Origin of the sequence: Pseudoxanthomonas sp. z9, from assembly GCF_006542425.1 — a bacterium.
Lineage (GTDB): Bacteria > Pseudomonadota > Gammaproteobacteria > Xanthomonadales > Xanthomonadaceae > Pseudoxanthomonas_A.
The window spans coordinates 738,839-757,952 of the sequence record NZ_VFID01000007.1 but is presented as its reverse complement, the minus strand read 5'-3'; the positions used below and the strand labels follow the sequence as shown (position 1 = coordinate 757,952).

Annotated in this window: 15 protein-coding genes; 7 read left to right on the top strand and 8 right to left on the bottom strand. The window is 65.9% G+C overall.

Going from position 1 to position 19,114, the window contains the following annotated elements; translation table 11 throughout:
• Positions 1-5 precede the first annotated feature (5 nt).
• From FG323_RS10550 to FG323_RS10535, 4 genes are all read right to left on the bottom strand, one after another.
• Complete coding sequence (locus tag FG323_RS10550; protein WP_141454489.1) at positions 6-2,699, bottom strand: TonB-dependent receptor; 2,694 nt, start codon at positions 2,697-2,699, stop codon at positions 6-8.
• 94 nt (positions 2,700-2,793) lie between these two features.
• Entirely contained in the window at positions 2,794-3,018 is a 225-nt protein-coding gene (locus tag FG323_RS10545; RefSeq protein WP_141454488.1) for a hypothetical protein, read from the bottom strand.
• 965 nt (positions 3,019-3,983) lie between these two features.
• On the bottom strand, positions 3,984-6,683 hold the full coding sequence (locus FG323_RS10540) for a TonB-dependent receptor (protein WP_141454487.1): 2,700 nt from the start codon (positions 6,681-6,683) through the stop codon (positions 3,984-3,986).
• Positions 6,684-6,831: 148 nt separating this feature from the next.
• Positions 6,832-7,830, bottom strand: coding sequence for a glucokinase family protein (locus FG323_RS10535; protein ID WP_141454486.1), 999 nt, complete (start codon positions 7,828-7,830; stop codon positions 6,832-6,834).
• 449 nt (positions 7,831-8,279) lie between these two features.
• Here FG323_RS10535 and FG323_RS10530 point away from each other — a divergent pair, with 449 nt between their 5' ends.
• From FG323_RS10530 to FG323_RS10505, 6 genes are all read left to right on the top strand, one after another.
• Positions 8,280-9,551: a sugar MFS transporter gene (locus tag FG323_RS10530; protein ID WP_141454485.1), complete on the top strand. Its 1,272-nt coding sequence runs from the start codon at positions 8,280-8,282 to the stop codon at positions 9,549-9,551.
• Between the two features lie 43 nt (positions 9,552-9,594).
• On the top strand, positions 9,595-10,659 hold the full coding sequence (locus FG323_RS10525) for a LacI family DNA-binding transcriptional regulator (protein ID WP_141454635.1): 1,065 nt from the start codon (positions 9,595-9,597) through the stop codon (positions 10,657-10,659).
• Complete coding sequence (locus FG323_RS10520) at positions 10,656-11,723, top strand: SIS domain-containing protein (RefSeq protein WP_141454484.1); 1,068 nt, start codon at positions 10,656-10,658, stop codon at positions 11,721-11,723. The genes FG323_RS10525 and FG323_RS10520 overlap by 4 nt, the downstream gene beginning before the upstream one ends.
• Positions 11,720-12,868 (top strand): N-acetylglucosamine-6-phosphate deacetylase, encoded by a 1,149-nt coding sequence (nagA, locus tag FG323_RS10515; RefSeq protein ID WP_141454483.1) that lies wholly within the window; start codon positions 11,720-11,722, stop codon positions 12,866-12,868. The genes FG323_RS10520 and nagA overlap by 4 nt, the downstream gene beginning before the upstream one ends.
• Positions 12,869-12,898: 30 nt before the next feature.
• On the top strand, positions 12,899-13,975 hold the full coding sequence (locus FG323_RS10510; RefSeq protein WP_141454482.1) for a heparan-alpha-glucosaminide N-acetyltransferase domain-containing protein: 1,077 nt from the start codon (positions 12,899-12,901) through the stop codon (positions 13,973-13,975).
• Positions 13,976-14,059: 84 nt separating this feature from the next.
• On the top strand, positions 14,060-15,328 hold the full coding sequence (locus FG323_RS10505) for a PQQ-dependent sugar dehydrogenase (protein WP_141454481.1): 1,269 nt from the start codon (positions 14,060-14,062) through the stop codon (positions 15,326-15,328).
• A 41-nt stretch (positions 15,329-15,369) separates the two neighbouring features.
• On the opposite strand, the gene FG323_RS10500 is transcribed toward FG323_RS10505, so the two are convergent.
• The 3 genes from FG323_RS10500 to FG323_RS10490 all read right to left on the bottom strand — a co-directional run bounded on the left by FG323_RS10500 (position 15,370) and on the right by FG323_RS10490 (position 16,949).
• Positions 15,370-15,798, bottom strand: a complete 429-nt coding sequence (locus FG323_RS10500; protein ID WP_141454480.1) for an organic hydroperoxide resistance protein — start codon at positions 15,796-15,798, stop codon at positions 15,370-15,372.
• Positions 15,799-15,898: 100 nt separating this feature from the next.
• A complete protein-coding gene (locus tag FG323_RS10495; protein ID WP_141454479.1) occupies positions 15,899-16,363 on the bottom strand; it encodes a MarR family transcriptional regulator in 465 nt (154 codons plus the stop codon).
• 73 nt (positions 16,364-16,436) lie between these two features.
• On the bottom strand, positions 16,437-16,949 hold the full coding sequence (locus FG323_RS10490; RefSeq protein ID WP_343192860.1) for a DUF3224 domain-containing protein: 513 nt from the start codon (positions 16,947-16,949) through the stop codon (positions 16,437-16,439).
• Positions 16,950-17,047: 98 nt separating this feature from the next.
• On the opposite strand from FG323_RS10490, the gene FG323_RS10485 reads away from it, so the two are divergent.
• A complete protein-coding gene (locus FG323_RS10485) occupies positions 17,048-17,863 on the top strand; it encodes a helix-turn-helix domain-containing protein (protein ID WP_181444167.1) in 816 nt (271 codons plus the stop codon).
• Here FG323_RS10485 and FG323_RS10480 read toward each other — a convergent pair.
• Positions 17,860-19,098 (bottom strand): multifunctional CCA addition/repair protein, encoded by a 1,239-nt coding sequence (locus FG323_RS10480; RefSeq protein ID WP_141454477.1) that lies wholly within the window; start codon positions 19,096-19,098, stop codon positions 17,860-17,862. The two genes, FG323_RS10485 and FG323_RS10480, sit on opposite strands and share 4 nt — an antisense overlap.
• Positions 19,099-19,114 lie beyond the last annotated feature (16 nt).

The window sequence follows — 19,114 nt, the reverse complement described above, 5'->3', positions numbered from 1 at the left end:
AATCATCAGAAGTCGTAGCGCATCGTCAGCAGGAAGCGCCTGCCGGTCTTGTAGGCGCCGTTGGTCAGCTTTTCCGTGCCGATGTAGCTATGGTAGGTTTCGTCCAGCAGATTCATGCCATTGATCTGCAGCGACAGCGACTCGTTGACCCGATAGCCCACCGAGGCGTCGAGCGAGGCGTATTCCTTGGTCCAGGTGTCCACGCCGCCGATCGCGCGGGTGAAGTACTTGTCACGCCAGCCGTAGGTCACGCGCGCCGACCAGTCGCCGCGTTCGAAGTACGGACTGATGTTGAACTGGTGCTCGGAGTTGAACGGCAGCGGGCGGCCGCCGTCGGCCTCGCCGTCGGAGAACGTGTAGTTGGCCAGGATGCCGAAACCGGCGCCGATATCCTGCTGATAGGCCAGGCCAACGCCCTTCACCTTGGCGTTGCCCGCGTTCTGCGGGCGCGCGACCAGGAAGGTGTCCATGCGGTCGAGGTTCTGGTTGTAGTGGACTTCCGGCTTGGTGACCTGAAGGACGTAGTCCTCGATGTCGCGGTAGAACACCGACGCCGCCAGAATCGCGTTCTCCGCGAAGTACCATTCGGCGGAGAGGTCGAGGTTGGTCGACTTGTATGGATCCAGATCCGGATTGCCGCCGCCGCCGGTCAGGCTCTGATCCGACAGCCAGATGTAGCTCGACAGATCGGTGTAGTTGGGACGGGCCATGGTCTTGGCCGCCGAGAAGCGCAGGACCATCTCGTCGTTGAGGTCGTAGATCAGGTTCAGGTTGGGCAGGACGTTGTTGAACTTGTTCTTGCGACTCACCGCGGTGTAGGCGCTGGCATATTGCTCCGGCGCCAGGTTGACGACGCAGTTCGCGTTGCCCGTATTGCACTCGAAGGCGCCCGAGGTCACTTCGGTACGGACATAGCGCACGCCGATGTTGCCGCGCAGGCGGTCGAAGCTGAAATCGGCCTGCACGTACGCGGCCTGGGTGTCCTCGTCGATGGACCAGGTATTGCGGGCGAACTCGTTGGAACTGAAGGGGGAGAGTTCGGGCATCGGTGAACCGGCGGGCAGCCAGGCGCCGCTCATCGCCCAGTCGTAGAGTGCCCAGCCATCGATGGTGAAGCGGTCCTTCAGCGCGCCATAGCCGCTGAAACCACTCAGGAAGTTGCCGGGAAGCTTGCGCGGGTTGAACATGGCCGCACTCGGCGAAAGCGCTGTATTGAGGCCGACACCACGTTGGATCTGGCTGGTGTGGTGATCGCGCTGCTTGTAGCCGAAACGCAGCAGGTAGATTGGCGAGTTGAGCTTGATGCCGAAATCCAGCTGACCATACTTTTCCTTGTCGACCGTCGGCTTCTCGACCACGTTGCCGCCCCAGCCCTGGATGGTGAACAGTTCAGGCGTATTGAACGGGTTGGCGCCGTGGAAGGTCACGCTGCCGGGGCGGCTTGGCGACCCGGAGATGTCCCAGCTGTAGTCCACGCGCGACAGGAATTCGCCGAATACCTGCTTTGGGCCGGCGTCGGCCTTGGTCGAACCGAGCTGGGTGCTGGCGAACCAGCGCTCGTCGTTCCAGGTGGCTTTCAGATCGTAGGTCTTGGACTTGGTGGTGGCGCGGCGGTTCTGGATGTCGAAAATCGCCAGGCCGTTGCGCATGGTGCCGCGGGTGATGACGCCGTTCTCGATGGTCAGGTCGGTCAGCTTGTCCAGGCTGTTGCCGGCATTGCCCTGGTTGAGGAACATCGGCTGCGCCATGTGATCGTAGCTGGCATCGATCTTGAAGGCGTTGAACTCGATGTCCAGCTGCTCGACCGGACGCGCCTGCACGCTCAATGTGTAGGTCTTGCGCTGGCGCTCCTGCTCGAAGAAATGCGCGGCGGTCGAGTTCGGGCCGATCGCATTGGGGTTCGCGTTGATGGTGTCGGCGCAGGTGCCGGTGCAGTTGCCGTTGGCGATCGAGGGCCGGTAGGCGCTGGCGCGGACGATGTTGTAGGACTCGATGCCATCGCGGCGGATGTTCTCGTCATCCTTCTGCACGGACACGATCACGCCGAAATTGTCGGCCTTGTTCTTCCAGCCGAACAGCAGCGAGGCCGAAGGATCGGTATGCTCGACGCGATCATTGCGGTTGAAGCCGACCTGGCCGGCGATCACGATGTCGCGATCGAGATCCAGCGGCTTGCGGGTGCTGACCATCACGGTGCCGCCGATCGAGCCTTCCTCCAGGCGCGCTTCCGGCGACTTGAACACCTCCACCTTGCCCACCAGCTGCGGTGCCAGCAGCGAGTAGTTGAAGGTGCGGGTCGGGAATTCGGACATGTTCCAGTCGCCGGACGCGACCGACTGGCCGTTGAGCAGGGTGCGGTTGAGCGCGGGATCCGTGCCGAGGATGCTGACCTTCTCGCCTTGGCCGAACGCGCGGTCGATCGCCACGCCGGGAATGATCGTCATCGCCTCGGCCACGTTGGTGGCGGGGAACTTGCCGACGTCCTCGGCGGTGATCACGTCGACAATGGCATCGGCGTTGCGCTTGGTTTCCAGCGACTTCTGCAGGCTGGCACGGATGCCGGTGACGACGACCTTGTCCAGTTCGACGGCTTCGCCGGTGTCGGCGGCGGCCTGCGCCGGGGCGGCATCCTGCGCGTGCGCGCTGATGCTCAGGCACATCACGATTGCGGCGGATAGTGCGGTCTTGCGGTGGCTCATGCTGTCTCTCCCATCATGATTTTTTGTGATCGGCCCGTCTTGCTGACGGGTCGTGCGGTTGCCTGACTCCCACGGCGGGCAACTCGCCGTTGTCTTACCGAGGTGCGATCCGGCCGGGCTGCCAACAGAGGGCGTCGGCGACGTCCCGTTGCCCCTGCACGGCCAGCGTCGCGGGAATGCGTTCAAACGGTTTGCGTTGCGGTGCTTCGCGGGCGGAGATCCGGCCACCCATGGCGATGGCCGGCCGGAAAAAGGCGTTGGTGGTACGCATCACGCCCGCGCGGACGGGGACGCAGGTCATCGCGGTGGCCGGGGACATGGACTGTTCCCGCAGTCGCGTTTCCGCCTTGGGCGCTGGATTGGTGATGGCAGCCACACGTCTCCCCACATGTCCCGCAGACGGGAGCCCCCTCAGGCTCCCTTCGAAGCCGAGTGTGGGAGAGCGCTGACAACGTTGTCAAGCAAATTGCAAAAAATTTTCACAAAATATGTGCTGCGCCGCACCAAGAAAATGGTTGATTTAACTGGGTTTTTGTTACTTCCTGCACTGATGTGTCCGGAAATGCCCCTATGAATCCCCGGAAATTGTCGTTTCTGCGCGCTTGCTTGTAAAAAATTATCTGGCACGAAATCCTCTGTGAGCCACTCGGAAGCAGCCGCCCCTTCCAAGTGGCGCGTATGAAGACAGGGCGTCCCAGGCGCGGTGCCGCCGGTGAATCGATGGCATCGGTCGGTATGTCCCGTCCCGCAGGTTGACCGGTGCGATTCGGCACGAGGTGCGGGCTGTTGAAACCGCGCCAGGTGCCGGCATGCAACAGGGAAGGTGGGGTACGTCTTTCAAGGTCGTCGGGTCCATCAACAGCGCATTCCTGCCGGCCCGGTGGAAGCGCCTTTGTCCACGCGAATCGCCAGCACGCTCGACATGCGCGGGATTGGTGCTTCGCGTACAGCGCGGCCGCGCGGCGGCTGCGCGGCTATCCGCCGACGAATACGCAGGGTGTATTCGCATCGGCTGGATGGGGCCACGGTGCCGCCGTCTTCAGTCCGCGCGGTCGTCATCGCCCGTCGGTGCGGACTGCCGCCATGCCCGGGGATTGGAGCGCGTGCCCCGCACATCGCAGGTCGCGTCTTGAGTGGTTCCGCAGGCGATCTCGAACCGGGTGTGTCAGGGCCAATCGAGGCCCGGCCGGCTTTCCGTCGCCCGTAGTCCGGAATGGCGAGCAAAAAAAAGGGCCTGGACGAATCCAGGCCCTGCAGAGGGAGCGCTCTGTCAGATTGTCGCGATCAGAACTTCAGGCGGACATTGAAGTAGTACTGGCGGCCATTGCTGTAGAACGAGGTCGGGATCGCCGCGCTCTGGTAGTACTTGATGGTCGGGTCGTTGAGGTTCAGCGCATCCAGCGAGAAGCTCAGGTGGTCGTTGAACTTGTAGCTCAGCGCCGCCGACAGGGTGCCGAAGTCATCCTGGTAGTACGGATTGGCGCCGGACAGGCCGATCAGGAACGAGGAACGGCGGGTGTAGCTGACGCGTGCGCCGAAGGTTTCGTTCTCGAAGTAGGCACCCACGTTGTAGGTATTCTTCGAGGTGCCCAGCAGGTTGTCGCTGCCGTCGGCCCAGGTGTGCGAGGTGCTGCCATTGGCGTAGGTGTAGTTGGCGACCACGCCGAAGTTGTCACCGATCGGCTGCTCGTAGGCCACTTCCACGCCGGTGACCTTGCCGTCGGAGTTGACCGGCACGGACACCAGGTATTCCTCGAGCTGGTTGGTCAGTTCGCTGAACAGCATCTGCTTTTCGGTGCCGAAGGCGACGTAGTCCTTCATGTTCATCGAGTAGGCGCCGACGGACAGCAGGCCGCGCGGCATGAAGTACCACTCGATGTTGGCATCGAAGTTGGTGGAGACCACCGGATCCAGGTTCGGATTGCCGCCGCCACCGGTGCGGTTCAGATCCGAGCCCCAGGACGAAGCACCCAGCGCGGAGAAGTCGGGCAGGGTCTGCGTCTGCGAGGCGGCGAAGCGGAACACCAGGTTCTCGCCCATGTCGAACTTGATGTTCGCGCTGGGCAGGACACGGCTGTGCTTGTTGTTGGTGAACTTGCGGATCCACTGGCCGAACAGGCTGGAGACATCGGCATTGGCCGCGTTGGCGACGGCCTGGTAGGAACTGATGTCCTGGTCGACGTTGACGTAGCGCAGGCCGATGTTGCCGCTCCAGTTGTCGCCGACGAAGTTGGCCTGGATATAGGCGGCGAGGTTCTTCTCCTCCACCTTCCACTCGGCGCCGTAGTTGTGGCGACCGGTCGGACCATCGTTGTTGTACAGCCACGTCGAGTTGTTGATGATCGCGTCCTTCAGCGCACCGGGCGTGAAGTACCACAGGTTGCGCGGGAAGCTGCCGCCGATGCTGCTGGCGAAGCCGCCCGGATACGGCGCGGTAGCGCCATTCTGCAATGCGTCCCAGATACCTGCCCCGGGGCTGGCGCCTTCCGGCGACAGCGCCTCGCGGGTGTGGTCGGCGTAACGCGCACCGAAGTCGAGCGAGGAGAGCACACCGCCATTGAAGTAATGGGTGAAGTCGGCGGTGAACCAGTCTTCATCATCCTTCGCGGTGACCTCCTGGTTACCCCAGGTGCCGCCCCACGTCGCGCTGGCGGGGCTCAGATCGCCGCCCACGTTCCAGTCCACCGGCGAGCCGGCGCCATGGCTGGTCCAGCTGGCGCCGCCGCCATTGGCCATGTTCAGTTCGGCGATGAACTGGCGCGGCGTGGAGCCTTCGCCGCTGGTGGTGCCGACCTGGAATTTGGAGCTCAGGTTGTCGTTGATCTGCCAGTCGATGTCGAAGGTGACGTATTCGCTCTTGGCCGACGCCTCGCGGTAGATCATGTCGTACACCGCGTAGTTCTGCCCGGCCTGGCCGGTGTAGGTGGCGTTGGTCAGCACGCCGTCCTTGACCACGTAGCCGGGATCCGGAGCCCACGCGCGGGCGAAATTGCCGCCCCACATCATGAAGTTGCGGTTGTAGTTGTTGGCGTCCATGTCCGAGCGGAAACCGCTCAGGCCCAAGGTCAGGTCGTCGTTGGGCTTGAACTGCAATTCGATCAGGCCGCCCTTGCGCTCGCGGGTCTGTTCGAACAGGGTCGAGCCGAGCAGGCCGGGCGCCCAGACGCCGACCAGATCCGGATTGCTGATGCCCGCCGGATCGGTGGCCGAGATCTGGAAGAAGCCGCCCGGGACTTCCTGCGCTTCGCGGCGCAGTTCGCGCTTCTGGCTGAATGCCTGAACCATCACGCCGAAGGTGCCGGCGTCGTTCTTGTAGTTGAACAGGCCGGAGATCTGCGGGTCGGTGGAATCGGCCTGTTCCGCGTTGACCACGCCCAGCGAGGCTTCGGCGGTGATCTTGTCGGCGAACTGCAGCGGCTTGCGGGTGATGATGTTGACCGAGCCGGTGGTGCCGCCGTCGGGCAGCTTGGCCTGCGAGGACTTGTGCACTTCCACCGAGCTGACCAGTTCGGAGGGCAGCAGGGTGTAGCTGACGCTGCGGCCGACGTTGTTGCCCTGGCTGAGCACGAACCAGTCGGCCGAGCCGACCGTGTGGCCGTTGATCAGGGTCTGGGTCAGGCTGGGGCTGGTGCCGCGCAGGCTGACGCGGTCGGCCTCGTCGAAGCCGCCTTCATCGGAGGAGGACGAACTGATGTTCACGCCCGGCAGGCGCTGCAGGGTGTCGGCCACGTTGTGGGCCGGCAGCTTGCCGACGTCTTCGGCCGTGACCACTTCCACGCGGGAATTGGCCTCGCGCTTGGTGTCCAGCGACTTTTCCATCGAGCCGCGGATGCCGGTGACGATCACGGTGTCTAGATCGGTGGCCTGCTGCTGCGCGGCCGGCTGGGCCTGTTGCTGGGTGGCCGCATCCTGCGCCTGGGCGTGCATGGAGACCGCGAGGCCCGTCGCGACGGCGACGGCGAGTAGCGATTTACGGTGATTCATGGTGTCTCTCCCATCATGATTTTTGGTTGTCGGCCGGGGCGTGATCCGGAGCCGTATTGCTGCCTTTGCTGCCAGGGAATCGGCTGACCGCTCCGACCCGTTTCTTTTTGCGGGCGCCTGTCCCGACGCCTTCGTTTCTTTTTTTGCTTCAGTTGCTTTCGGTTTGATCGAGGTACCAGCTGGCGGCGCCGATGACGCCCAGTTGCCCGTGCTCGACCAGCTTCACGGGAATGCGTTCGAGCGCCTCGCGCATCGTTCCCTTGTTGAGGAAACGCGGCACGAAGCTGCTCCGAAGAAGGAATTCGCGGATGTTCGGCAGGATGCCGCCGGCCAGGTACACACCACCCTGCACGCCGTACAGCAGCGCCATGTCGCCGACCACGCTGCCGAGCAGGCCGCAGAACACCTCCAGCGTTTCGCGGGCCAGCGCGTCTTCACCCGCGAGCGCGGCGGCGGTGATATCGCCGGGGCGGGAGTAGGCGGGTGTCACCCCGCCACGCACCGCGCACAGCGCGGTGTAGAGGTTCATCAGGCCAGGACCGGACAGCGCCTGCTCGATCGGCACGTGCGGACGCGTCTTCAGCATTTCCGTCAGCACCGCCATTTCCAGTGCGTTGCCGGCGGTGAGCGCGGCCTGGCCGGCTTCGGTCGCCAGCACCACCGAGCGCTTGCCCGACGGAATCCACACCGCAGCGCCCAGGCCGGTGCCCGGACCCAGGATCAGGATGGGACCGCGCGGCGGCGCGCCGACCGGGCCGGCGAGCTGCAGCACCTGGCTGGCATCGACCTGCGCGGCGGCGTGGGCGACCGCTTCGAAGTCGTTGACCAGACGGAAATCATCGAAGCCCAGGCGAGCACGGAGCTCGGCCAGCGAGAGGCGCCAGGGCAGGTTGTTGGTGATGACGGTGCCGTCTTCCAGCGCGTAGCCGGCGCTGGCGATCACGCCCCGGTTGACAGGCGGGGCGCCCAGTCCGGCCAGGAAGTCCTGCAGGATGTCGGCCAGCCCCGGGTAATCGGCGCAGGCGTACTTGCGGTACTCCAGCACGCTGATCGGGCTGGCGGGTTCGTTACCCCCGCGCACCAGTCCGACGCGGACGTGGGTGCCGCCGACATCCGCGGCAATGAAGGCGTCGCCCGCCCGGCTCATGGGATCCACCGGCAATGGATTGGCGATTGCGACCACACGTCTCCCCACATGTCCGCGAAGGGGCGAAAACGAACAGCCCCGATGGCGCCGGAGTGTGGGAGGGGTTTGACAACGTTGTCAACACTCTGTCATCAAATGCGGGCGGGGCGGGTGGTCATCGGATCAAATTTGCGCGTGATCCGATGCAGGCTCTCCTGTTCAGTTTCAAAACTGAAGAAATACATTCAGATTTAAGGGTTTGAGACGTCCTTCGGGCCGTGCCCGTTGTTGCGGCGCCACAAATCCGGAAACCCAAGCATGCTGTACGCGTGCAAGGAGAAACCGGTCGCGGGTGGCTTCGCGGACGATTCTGTGACAACGTTGTTTCCAGAGGGAGCCACGCAGCGGCAGGGCGTGGACGCCGGTCGCGGACCGGCCATCACAATCAGAGAGAGGGGAGTTCGCCAGACATGACTGCGGTACAAGGCTCGCGACAGTACACATCCATCGCCATCATCGGCCTGCTGTTTTTCATCTTCGGTTTCGTCACCTGGCTCAACGGGCCGCTGATCACGTTCGCCAAGCTGGCGTTCAATGTCAGCGAGACCTACGCCTTCCTGATTCCCAGCGCGTTCTACATTTCCTATTTCTGCCTGGCGTTGCCGTCCTCGGTGATCCTGCGCAGGACCGGCATGAAGAAGGGCATGGCGCTGGGGCTGTTCGTGATGGCGATTGGTGCGCTGGTGTTCGGCCAGTTCACCACCCATCGCTGGTATCCCGGCGCGCTCGGTGGCGTGTTCACCATCGGCGCCGGCCTGGCGATCCTGCAGACCGCGGCCAATCCCTACATCAGCATCCTTGGCCCGATCGAGGGCGCGGCGCAGCGCATCGCGGTGATGGGTATCTGCAACAAGATCGCCGGCATCCTCGCGCCGATCGCGCTGGCAGCCTTCGTGATGCACGGCATGGGCGACCTCGCCGCGCAGGTCGAAGCCGCCGCCCCGGAGGCGAAGGAACTCCTGCTCAACGAGTTCGCCGCGCGCGTCTACGGGCCCTACATGGTGATGGCTGGACTGCTGGTGTTGCTGGCGGTCGGCATCCTGTTCTCGCCGCTGCCGGAAGTGAATACGGCCGAAGCCAACGCCAACGAGGCCGGCACGGAGTCGAACCGTCGCAGCGTATTCCAGTTCCCGCACCTGCTGCTGGGCGTGATCTGCCTGTTCGTCTACGTCGGCGTGGAGGTGCTGGCCGGTGACGCCATCGGCATCTACGGCGAAGGTTTCGGCCTGCCGCTCGACAAGACCAAGGTGTTCACCTCCTACACCCTGGGCGCGATGCTGATCGGCTACCTGTTCGGCCTGGTCGCCATCCCACGCTTCATCTCGCAGGAACGCTACCTCAGCGTGTCGGCGGTGCTGGGCATCGTGTTCGCGATCGGCGCGCTCCTGACCCATGGCTATGTCTCGGTCGGCTTCGTCGCTGCGCTCGGCTTTGCCAACGCGATGATGTGGCCGGCGATCTTCCCGCTGGCGATCCAGGGCCTGGGCCGCTTCACCGAAACCGGTTCGGCGCTGCTGATCATGGGCATCGCCGGCGGTGCGGTGATTCCGCAGCTGTTCGCGGTGTTCAAGCAGACCCATGATTTCCAACTGGTGTTCACCGCGCTGGCGGTGCCCTGCTACCTGTACATCCTGTTCTTCGCCCTGCGCGGCCACAATGTCGGCCGCGTGAAGGCGGGTTGAGCGGCCATGGACCGCGTGGAGATTCCCCATGGCTGAGAACGGCATGCGCAGGCCCACCATCAAGGATGTCGCCGAGCGGGCCAAGGTTTCGCTGAAGACGGTCTCGCGGGTCATCAACAACGAGCCGTCGGTGATGCAGGGCACGCGCGCGCGCGTCCTGCATGCCATCGCCGAACTGGACTACGAGCCGGATCAGTCCGCGCGCAACCTGCGCAGCGGCACGCCGTTCGTGATCGGGCTGGTCTACGACAACCCCAACCCGTACCACATCATCGGCGTGCAGAATGGTGTGTTGGCGGCGTGCCGGGAAACCGGATTCGGCCTGCAGATCCATCCCTGCGATTCGACCTCGCCGCTGCTGGCCGAGGAACTGGCCGAGTTCGTGCAGCGATCGCGCCTGGCGGGACTGGTGCTGACCGCGCCAATGTCCGAGCGGATGGAACTGGTGAACGCGCTGGCCGCGCGCGGCGTCAAGATGGTGCGGATCATCGCCGCCACCGAGGATCCGCAGGATGGCCAGCCGTGCGTGTACGTGGATGATCACGACGCCGCCTATGAAATCACCGAGCACCTGATCCAGCTGGGCCACCAGCGCATCGGTTTCCTCTGGGGCGGGCTTGCGCACCGCTCCTCGATCGAGCGCTACAACGGCTACGAGAAGGCGCTGAAGGACTACGGCATCCCGCTGGACAAACACCTGGTGGTGCCCGGCGACTACACCTTCGATGACGGATTCCGTGGCGCACGCCGGCTGCTGGCGCTGCGCGAACCGCCGACCGCGATCTTCGGCTCCAACGACGAAATCGCCGCCGGCGTGCTGGCGGCGGCCAAGTCGGCGGGCATGAACGTGCCCTACGACCTGTCCATCGCCGGTTTCGAGGACAGCCCGTTCTCGCGCCAGTCCTGGCCGCCGCTGACCACCGCCAAGCAGGCCACCGAGGACATCGCCAAGCAGGCCGCGCGCCTGCTGATCGCCACGCTGCGGCAGGACGCCTACGACGACAACCCCACCCCCGTGCATAACCAGGGCTTCGTGCCGCAACTGGTGGTGCGCGGATCCACCGCGCCGGTCCGCCTGCGCGCCGAACGCCCCGACCCCACGACATGACCGACGTTTCCTCCCCACTTCCCGCGCCCGCCGACACCCTGATGTTCCGGGAGGCGCAGCAGACCGCCGACGTGATCGCCGCGCAGTATCAGCGCAACGAATCCCTCATCCGCCGGCTTGCCGCCGACTTGCGCGCCAACCCGCCGCCGTTCGTGGTGACCTGCGCGCGCGGCAGTTCCGATCACGCCGCGACCTACGCCAAGTATCTGTTCGAAACCCAGCTGGGTTTCGTCACCGCTTCCGCTTCGCCCTCGGTGGGTTCGGTGTATGAAGCGAAGCAGAAGCTGAAGGATGCGCTCTACATCGTCATCTCGCAGTCGGGCAAGAGTCCGGATCTGCTCCACAACGCGCGCGCGGCCGCCGAAGCGGGCGCGCGGGTGGTGGCGATCGTCAATGTCGAGGATTCGCCGCTGGCCGGCCTGGCCGACACGGTGATCCCGCTGCACGCCGGTCCCGAGCGCAGCGTCGCGGCAACCAAGAGCTACCTGAGTTCGCTGGCGGCGATCCTGCAGTTGGGTGCGTACTGGAAGGACGAGGCGACCCTGCGCGATGCGCTGCCGTTGCTGCCGGACGCGCTGCGCCAGGCCTGGGCGGCGGATTGGTCGCCGGTCACCGACGGCCTGGTCGATGCGCACAATCTGTTCGTGCTGGGTCGTGGCCTGGGCCTGGCCGCCGCGCAGGAAGCGGCGCTGAAGTTCAAGGAAACCTGCGGCCTGCACGCCGAAGCCTACAGTTCCGCCGAAGTGAAGCACGGTCCGATGGCACTGGTCGGCCCGGGTTTCCCGGTGCTGTGCTTCGCCCAGCCGGACGAAACCGGCACCGGCACGCTGGCGCTGGCGCGCGAGTTCCGTGGCCGTGGCGCGCAGGTGTGGGTCGCTTCCGAGGAAGCCGACCCAACCGCCGGTCCCGGCGAGTCGCTGCCGCTGGTGCATGCCCCGCATCCGGTCTGCTCGCCGCTGCTGACCATCCAGAGCTACTACCGCGCGATCAACGCGCTGGCGCTGCGCCGCGGCTACAACCCCGACGTGCCGCCGCACCTGAACAAGGTCACCGAAACCGTATGAGCACCGCGCTGGTCCAGGGGCGCGTGCTGACCGCGCAGGGTTTCGTCGAAGGCATGGCCGTCGTCATCGACGGGCGCGACATCGTTTCAATATTGCCGGAAGCGGATCTGCCCGCCGATTTGCCGCGCCACGATCTGCGCGGTGCATGGCTGGTGCCGGGCTTCATCGATGCCCAGGTCAACGGCGGCGGTGGCGTGCTGTTCAACAACACGCCGACGGTGGAGGCGATCCGCCGCATTGGCGAAGCGCACCGCCGGTTCGGTACCACCGGTTTCCTGCCGACCCTGATCAGCGATGATCTCGACGTGATGCGCGAAGCCGTCGCCGCGACTCGCCAGGCGATCGCCGAGGGCGTGCCCGGGGTGCTCGGCATCCACCTGGAAGGGCCGTACCTGGCTCCGGCGCGCAAGGGCACCCACGATGCGGGCAAGTTCCGCGTGCCGGACGCGGCGGAGATCGCACTCGCCTCGTCGCTGGACAACGGCGTCACCCTGATCACGCTCGCGCCCGAACGCCTGCCGACCGAAACCATCCATGCACTGGTGGCGCGCGGCGCGGTCGTCGCCGCCGGCCATACCGCCGGCAGCTACGAGGAAATCCGCGCCGGCCTGGCCGCGGGCATCCGCGGTTTCACCCATCTGTACAACGCGATGTCGCCGCTGCAGGGACGCGAGCCCGGCGCGGTCGGCGCCGCGCTGGAGGATCCGCACAGTTGGGTCGGCATCATCGCCGACGGCCACCACGTGCACCCGGGCAGCCTGCGGGTCGCGCTGGCGGCCAAGCCGCGCGGCAAGGTGTTCCTGGTGACTGACGCGATGCCGCCGGTGGGTTCCGACGATCCCAGCTACGAACTGTATGGCGAGACCATCACCGCCGTGGACGGCGTGGTCCGCAACGCGGCCGGGTCGCTCGCCGGTTCCGCGCTGGACATGGCGATGGCGGTGCGCAACGCGGTGAACCTGCTGGGACTGCCGCTGGCCGAAGCCGCGCGCATGGCCTCGACCTATCCGGCCGAGTTCCTCGGACTGTCCGCCACCCACGGCCGCATCGCCACTGGCTTCCGCGCGAACCTGGTCGCGCTGGACGGTCAGTTGCAGGTGGCGGCGACCTGGATTGACGGCCAGCACGCCGCGCACGCGGGCTGATATCGCGGTCGCCGACGGAGCGCATTGGAGATGAGCACGAAAGCGCCGCAGCGCTTCTCTTCGGTGGACGCGCTGCGTGGCCTCACCGTGGCGGCGATGCTGCTGGTCAATGATCCTGGCGACTGGGGGCATGTGTATGCGCCGCTGATGCACGCCGAGTGGCATGGCTGCACGCCGACCGATCTGATCTTCCCGTTCTTCCTGTTCATCGTCGGCGTGTCGATTTCGCTGGGTGTCTCGCCGCGGCTGGAAGCCGGCGGCGATCGCGGTGCCTTGCTGCGCGCGGTGCTCTGGCGCGGCGCGAAGATCGTCGCCATCGGCCTGCTGTTGCACCTGCTGGCATTCTGGTGGCTGGACAAACCGTGGTTCCGTCCCTGGGGCGTGCTGCAGCGGATCGGCCTGTGCTTCATCGCCGCCGGTGCGATGGCGCTGTACCTGCGTCCGCGCAGCCAGTGGCTGATGGCGGTCGTCCTGTTGCTGGGGTACTGGGCCTTGCTGGTGATCGGCGGCTCCTACGCGCCGCTGGACAATCTGACCAGCCGTGCCGACACCGCGTTGTTCGGACACCTGTTGTACCAGTTCGATCCGGCCACCGGTCGGGGGCACGATCCCGAAGGACTGCTCAGCACGTTGCCGGCCATCGCCACGACCCTGCTGGGCGTGCGCGCCGGCGACTGGCTGCGGCGACAACAGACCCGCAGCCTGCTGCCGGCCGCCGCACTGGCGCTGGCGGTTGGTGGACTGTGGTCGTTGTGGCTGCCGTTGAACAAGAACCTATGGACGTCCTCCTACGTGGTGTGGACGGCGGGCTGGGCGCTGCTGGCACTGTGGCTCGCGCACGTACTGATCGATCGGAAAGGACTGCGTCCCTGGGGCCGCAGCTTCGGTGTCAATGCGATCGCGGCCTATGCCGGCTCGGCGGTGATGGTCTATGCGTTCTCCGCGCTGGGCTGGATGCAGGCGATCTACCGGCACGGTTTCGCCGACTGGATGACCCCCCGGTTCGGCCCGTACCTGCCTTCGCTGGCCTTCGCCGTGGTGTTCGTGCTGGTCTGGTGGGCAATCGTATGGCTGATGGATCGCCGGCGCTGGTACCTGAAAGTCTGAAGCCACGACGCGGGTCGCGCACCGGATCACGACTTCCTTCGCCGGACCGGAGTAAAAGGAGCCATCCCCGACTGGAATCCGGCCATGAACCTGTCCGCCTGGAATGTCACCTGCCTGGCCCTGTCGCTGGTCGCCTGCGACGGCAATGCGGTCGCCGTGACGGGAAACGATGACGACCGGGGTGAACCCGCGTCGACACCGGTCGTGCTTGCGGGCCACGTGCCGTCCCAGCCGGTCGCGACTGCCGCCCAGGCTGCGCCGGCGGCACCACAGGTGACCGGCGGGACGCAGCCCGCATTGCGGATTCCCGATCCGCCCTTCGTCAGCACCGAAGTCGCGCGCTTCGACCAGCCGTGGGCGATGACCTTCCTGCCGGATGGGCGCCTGCTGGTGACCGAGAAGCCCGGCCGCCTGCGCCTGTTGAATCCCGCCACCGGGCAAAGTGGCGAGATCAGCGGGGTGCCCACCGTGGCCTATGGCGGCCAGGGGGGCTTCGGCGACGTGATCCTGCATCCGCGGTTCGCCGACAACGGGATGATCTACGTGAGCTTTGCCGAGCCCGGCACCAGTAGCACGCGCGGCGCGGCGGTGGCGCGGGCGCGGCTGGTGATCGATGCCGGCGCCAACACCGGACGGCTGGAAGGATTGCAGGTGATCTGGCGGCAGGTACCCAGGGTCACCGGCGATGCCCACTACAGTCACCGCATGCTGTTCGATGCGCAGGGCAAGCTGTGGATCAGTTCCGGCGAGCGCCAGAAGGCGTCGCCCGCGCAGGACATGCAGAGCAATCTCGGCAAGATCATCCGGCTCAATGACGATGGCAGCGTGCCGCCCGACAATCCCTTCGCCAACCAGGGTGGGGTAGCGGCGCAGGTCTGGTCACTGGGCCATCGCAATGTACTGGGACTGGCGTTCGACCCGGCGGGCAGGCTGTGGGCGCACGAGATGGGACCGGCCGGCGGCGACGAACTGAACCTGATCGAGCGCGGCTCCAACTATGGCTGGCCGATCGTTTCCAACGGTGACAATTACGACGGCAGCCCGATTCCGGATCATCCGACCCGACCCGAATTCAACGCGCCGGAGATTTCATGGACGCCGGTGATCGCGCCGGCCGGATTCATCATTTACCAGGCGGATCTGTTTCCGTACTTCCGTGGGCGTGGTTTCATCGGCGGTCTCGCGTCGCAGGCGTTGATCCAGGTTGAATTCGGTGATGCGCCGCGCGAAGTGAAACGCTATCCGATGGGACGCCGCATCCGCGAAGTGGAGCAAGGGCCCGACGGTGCGATCTGGTTGCTGGAAGACGGCGCGGATGCGCGCCTGCTGAAGCTCACGCCCAATCGCGGCTGACGTCCGCCGGTCCAACACCGGCGGACGCGCCGCAAGGCAAATCAGTCGACGACCACCAGACGCACGTCGATGTTGCCGCGGGTGGCGTTGGAGTATGGGCACACCTGGTGCGCCTGCTGCACCAGCGCCTCGGCCTCTTCGCGCGGCAGGCCCGGCAGGTGGATGCGCAGTTCGGCCTCGATGCCGAAGCCGCCGGGGATCTGGCCGATGCCGACGCTGCCGTCGATGCGGGTCTCGGCCGGCAGCTTGGCCTTGGCCTGACCGGCGACGAACTTCAGCGCGCCGAGGAAGCAGGCCGAGTAGCCGGCGGCGAACAGCTGTTCCGGATTGGTGCCGTCACCACCCGCGCCACCGAGCTCGCGCGGGGTGGTGAGCTTCACGTCCAGCACGTTGTCCGAGGACACGGCGCGGCCGTCGCGGCCGCCGGTGGCGGTGGCATGGGCGGTATAGAGGACTTTCTCGATCGACATGGGAATCTCCGTGGAGGAAAGTGGCGGCGGAGCCGGGCGCCACGACCGGTTATTTGCTAGCTATTTAATAGCGCGCTATTTATGTCGGGAAAAAAGCGGTTCACGTGTTCGCCCCCAGGTTGTCGCGCAGGGCTTCCAACTGGGACTTCAGCCCCATGACTTCGCGGGGATTGCAGCCGGATGCGCATAGCAGCGCCTCCGGAATGCCGCGAGCCTTCTGTTTCAACGCGCGGCCCCGCGCGGTCAGACTGATGATGACCTGGCGCTCGTCCTCGCGCGCGCGCTCCCGGATGATCAGACCACCAGCCTCCAGCCGCTTGAGCAGGGGAGTCAGGGTCGCCGAATCCAGGAACAGGCGCTCGCCGATCTGCGAGACGGTCAGCCCATCGCCCTCCCACAGCACCAGCATCACCAGGTACTGCGGATAGGTCAGCCCGAGCTTGCCCAGCAACTGCCGGTACACCTTGTTGAGCGCCAACTGCGCCGAATAGAGCGCGAAGCATAGCTGGTTGTCCAGCGCCAGTGGGTTGGCGGGGGATGCTTTGGCGGCGGCGGGCTTGTTCATGGCTCCGCAATTTACATAGCGCGCTATTTAATTGCAAGCATCTGGTGGAACACTGCGTCGCTCCTTCCGGAGGCTAGCCTTCCGGCAACCGGTAGTCGAAGCCGTAGAAATGGCGGCCTTCCTCGATGCGGATGGTCATCTGTCCGCTCAGCCCGGCCAACTCATCGGTGCCGGAGTCCGGCACCACCCGCACGCTCAGCTCCGGCTGGCCGCGATCCATGAAGGCGAAGTGCTGCAACACGAAGGAGCCCCGGCGCCCGTGCAGGCGGCCATCCACGCGCTCCATCGCGACATAGCCGGCCGAACCGCGCACCTCCGTCATCACCGCCAGCATCTCGCCCAGGCTGGTCGCCTCCAGATCGCCCCGGAAGGTCTTGCCGATGGTCTGCCGGCCCAATCGTGCGGCCTCGATGCCGGGCATGGCACCTTGCGGCGCCAGCTTCACTTCGAATTCGCCCTGCGCGTGTCGGGTCATGACGGTGTCCTCGGAGATGGCGTTGGAAAGGGTGGTGGCGGCGGGCTTTCCGGCGACCGCCGTGCCCAGTGTGGAGGCCATGATGGAGCCCTGGATGAAGTGTCGCCACATGGTCTGGTCCGCATGCCGTGCTCGCTGCCGGCACGCGTATTGCAGTACATTCCCGCGCCGGAGAATTGGACAAACGCGACAGCATGAAGGCCACCGGCATGTCCCCCGATCCGCTTGATCCCGGCAAGCCGCGCGGAGTGCTCCGGCAGCGGCTGGAGGCGGGGGCGTTCCAGCACCGGCGCCAACTGCCCGCAGCTGCCTTGAGCGACTGGATCGAGCACTTCTGGCAAGTGGACTGGCACCTGGAAGGCGTTTCGCCACAGCAGCAGGAAACCCTGCCGCATCCCAGCGTGCATCTGGTGATCGAGCCGGCCGAAGCCGGCATCCACGGTGTGCATACCGGTCGCTACACGCGCTGGCTGAGCGGGAACAGTTACGCCTTCGGCATCAAGTTCCGGCCCGGTGGATTCCAGCCCTTCCTGCGTGCGGATGTATCGACGCTCACCAATCGCAGTCTGCCGGTGGCGTCCATTCTGGGCGAGGCGGGCCATGCCTGGGTGGATGCGATCCGCGCAGCCGTGGACTTTCAAGCACGCGTGGCGCTGGCCGAGCAGTTCCTGGCCGAGCGTCGGCCAACGGCGGATCCGAAGGTGGCGCAGGCGGCCGCGTGCATCGCGCGTATTGCCGCGGACCCCGCAATCATCTCGGTCGAACAGCTCGTCGCGCAGGGCGAACCCGGCAAGCGCGCCCTGCAACGCCTGTTCAAGCACTACGTGGGCGTGGGGCCGAAATGGATCATCAACCGCTATCGCCTGCACGAGGCGGTCGCGCGCATCCAGGCTGGAGTAGCGGTGGACTGGGCGCAACTGGCGCTGGAACTCGGCTACTTCGACCAGGCCCATTTCATCCGCGATTTCCACACCCTGATCGGCATGACGCCGGGCGACTTCGCGCGACGCGAGGCCGTCGGCTAGCCCTGCGCGGGCATCACCCGCCGGGCCGCGCCGATCGCGGCGATGCGCGCACGCTTCAGGGCTTCCCCCACTTCCGGGCCGCTGAGCCCCGAAGCCGCCAGTTCGCGCGCGTTGATCGCCATCGCCGCCGCATGCAGCCGCACCAGTGCCGGTCCCTGTGGATAATCCGCGTCCTCGTTGCCGAGCCGGCCGCGCTTGTCGGCCTCGCAAACCAGCGCCAGCCTCGTGATGCGTTCGGGCCGGCGGAACGCATCGCAGCGCGACAGAAGTTCGAAGACGGTGGCGTCGCGCAGTTCGTCCAGGCGATGCACGTTGAGATGCTCGCGGCAGGCAATCACTGCCAGGTCGCGGTGTTCCAGCGGCACCTTCAGCCTTTCGCACAATGCCAGCACCGGCGCGACGCCGCGCTGTTCGTGCATGACGTGGCGCGGCAGCTCTTCCTCCGGCGTGAGCGCCTTGCCCAGGTCGTGGCAGAGCGCGGCGAAGCCGATCAGATCGTCACCCGGCGCCAGCCGCGCGGCCATGTCGCTGACCATCTGCTGGTGCACGCCGGTATCGACTTCGGGATGGTATTCGGCGCGCTGCGGTACGCCGTAGAGCGCGTCCACCTCGGGCAATACGCTGGCCAGCGCGCCGGCTTCGTGCAGGGTGCGCAGGAATGCGGAGGGACGCGCGCAGGCCAATGCGCGGCGCAGTTCCTGCCAGACCCGCTCCGGCACCAGCGTGTCGAGTTCGCCACTGGCCGACATCTCGCGCATCAGCGCCATCGTCTCCGCCGCGACCGCGAAACCCAGCGGCGCGAAGCGGGCCATGAAGCGGGCCGCGCGCAGCACCCGCAGCGGATCCTCGATGAAGGCCGGGCCGACATGCCGCAGCACGCGTGCCTCCAGATCCTTCGCGCCGCCATAGGGATCGACGATGCGGCCGTCCTCATCCTCGGCGATGGCATTGATGGTGAAATCGCGCCGCTGCAGGTCCTCTTCCAGGGTGACCGAGGGATCGGCATCGACCTCGAATCCCCGATATCCACGCCCGCGCTTGCGCTCGGTGCGCGCCAGCGCGTATTCCTCGCCGCTGTCCGGGTGCAGGAACACCGGGAAATCCTGGCCCACCTGCTTGTAGCCCAACGCCAACATCTGCACGGGCGTGGCGCCGACCACGACATGGTCGCGGTCGCCAGCCTCGATGCCCAGCAATCGATCACGTACCGCGCCGCCGACGAGATAGGTCTTCATGCGGGCATGATGCCGG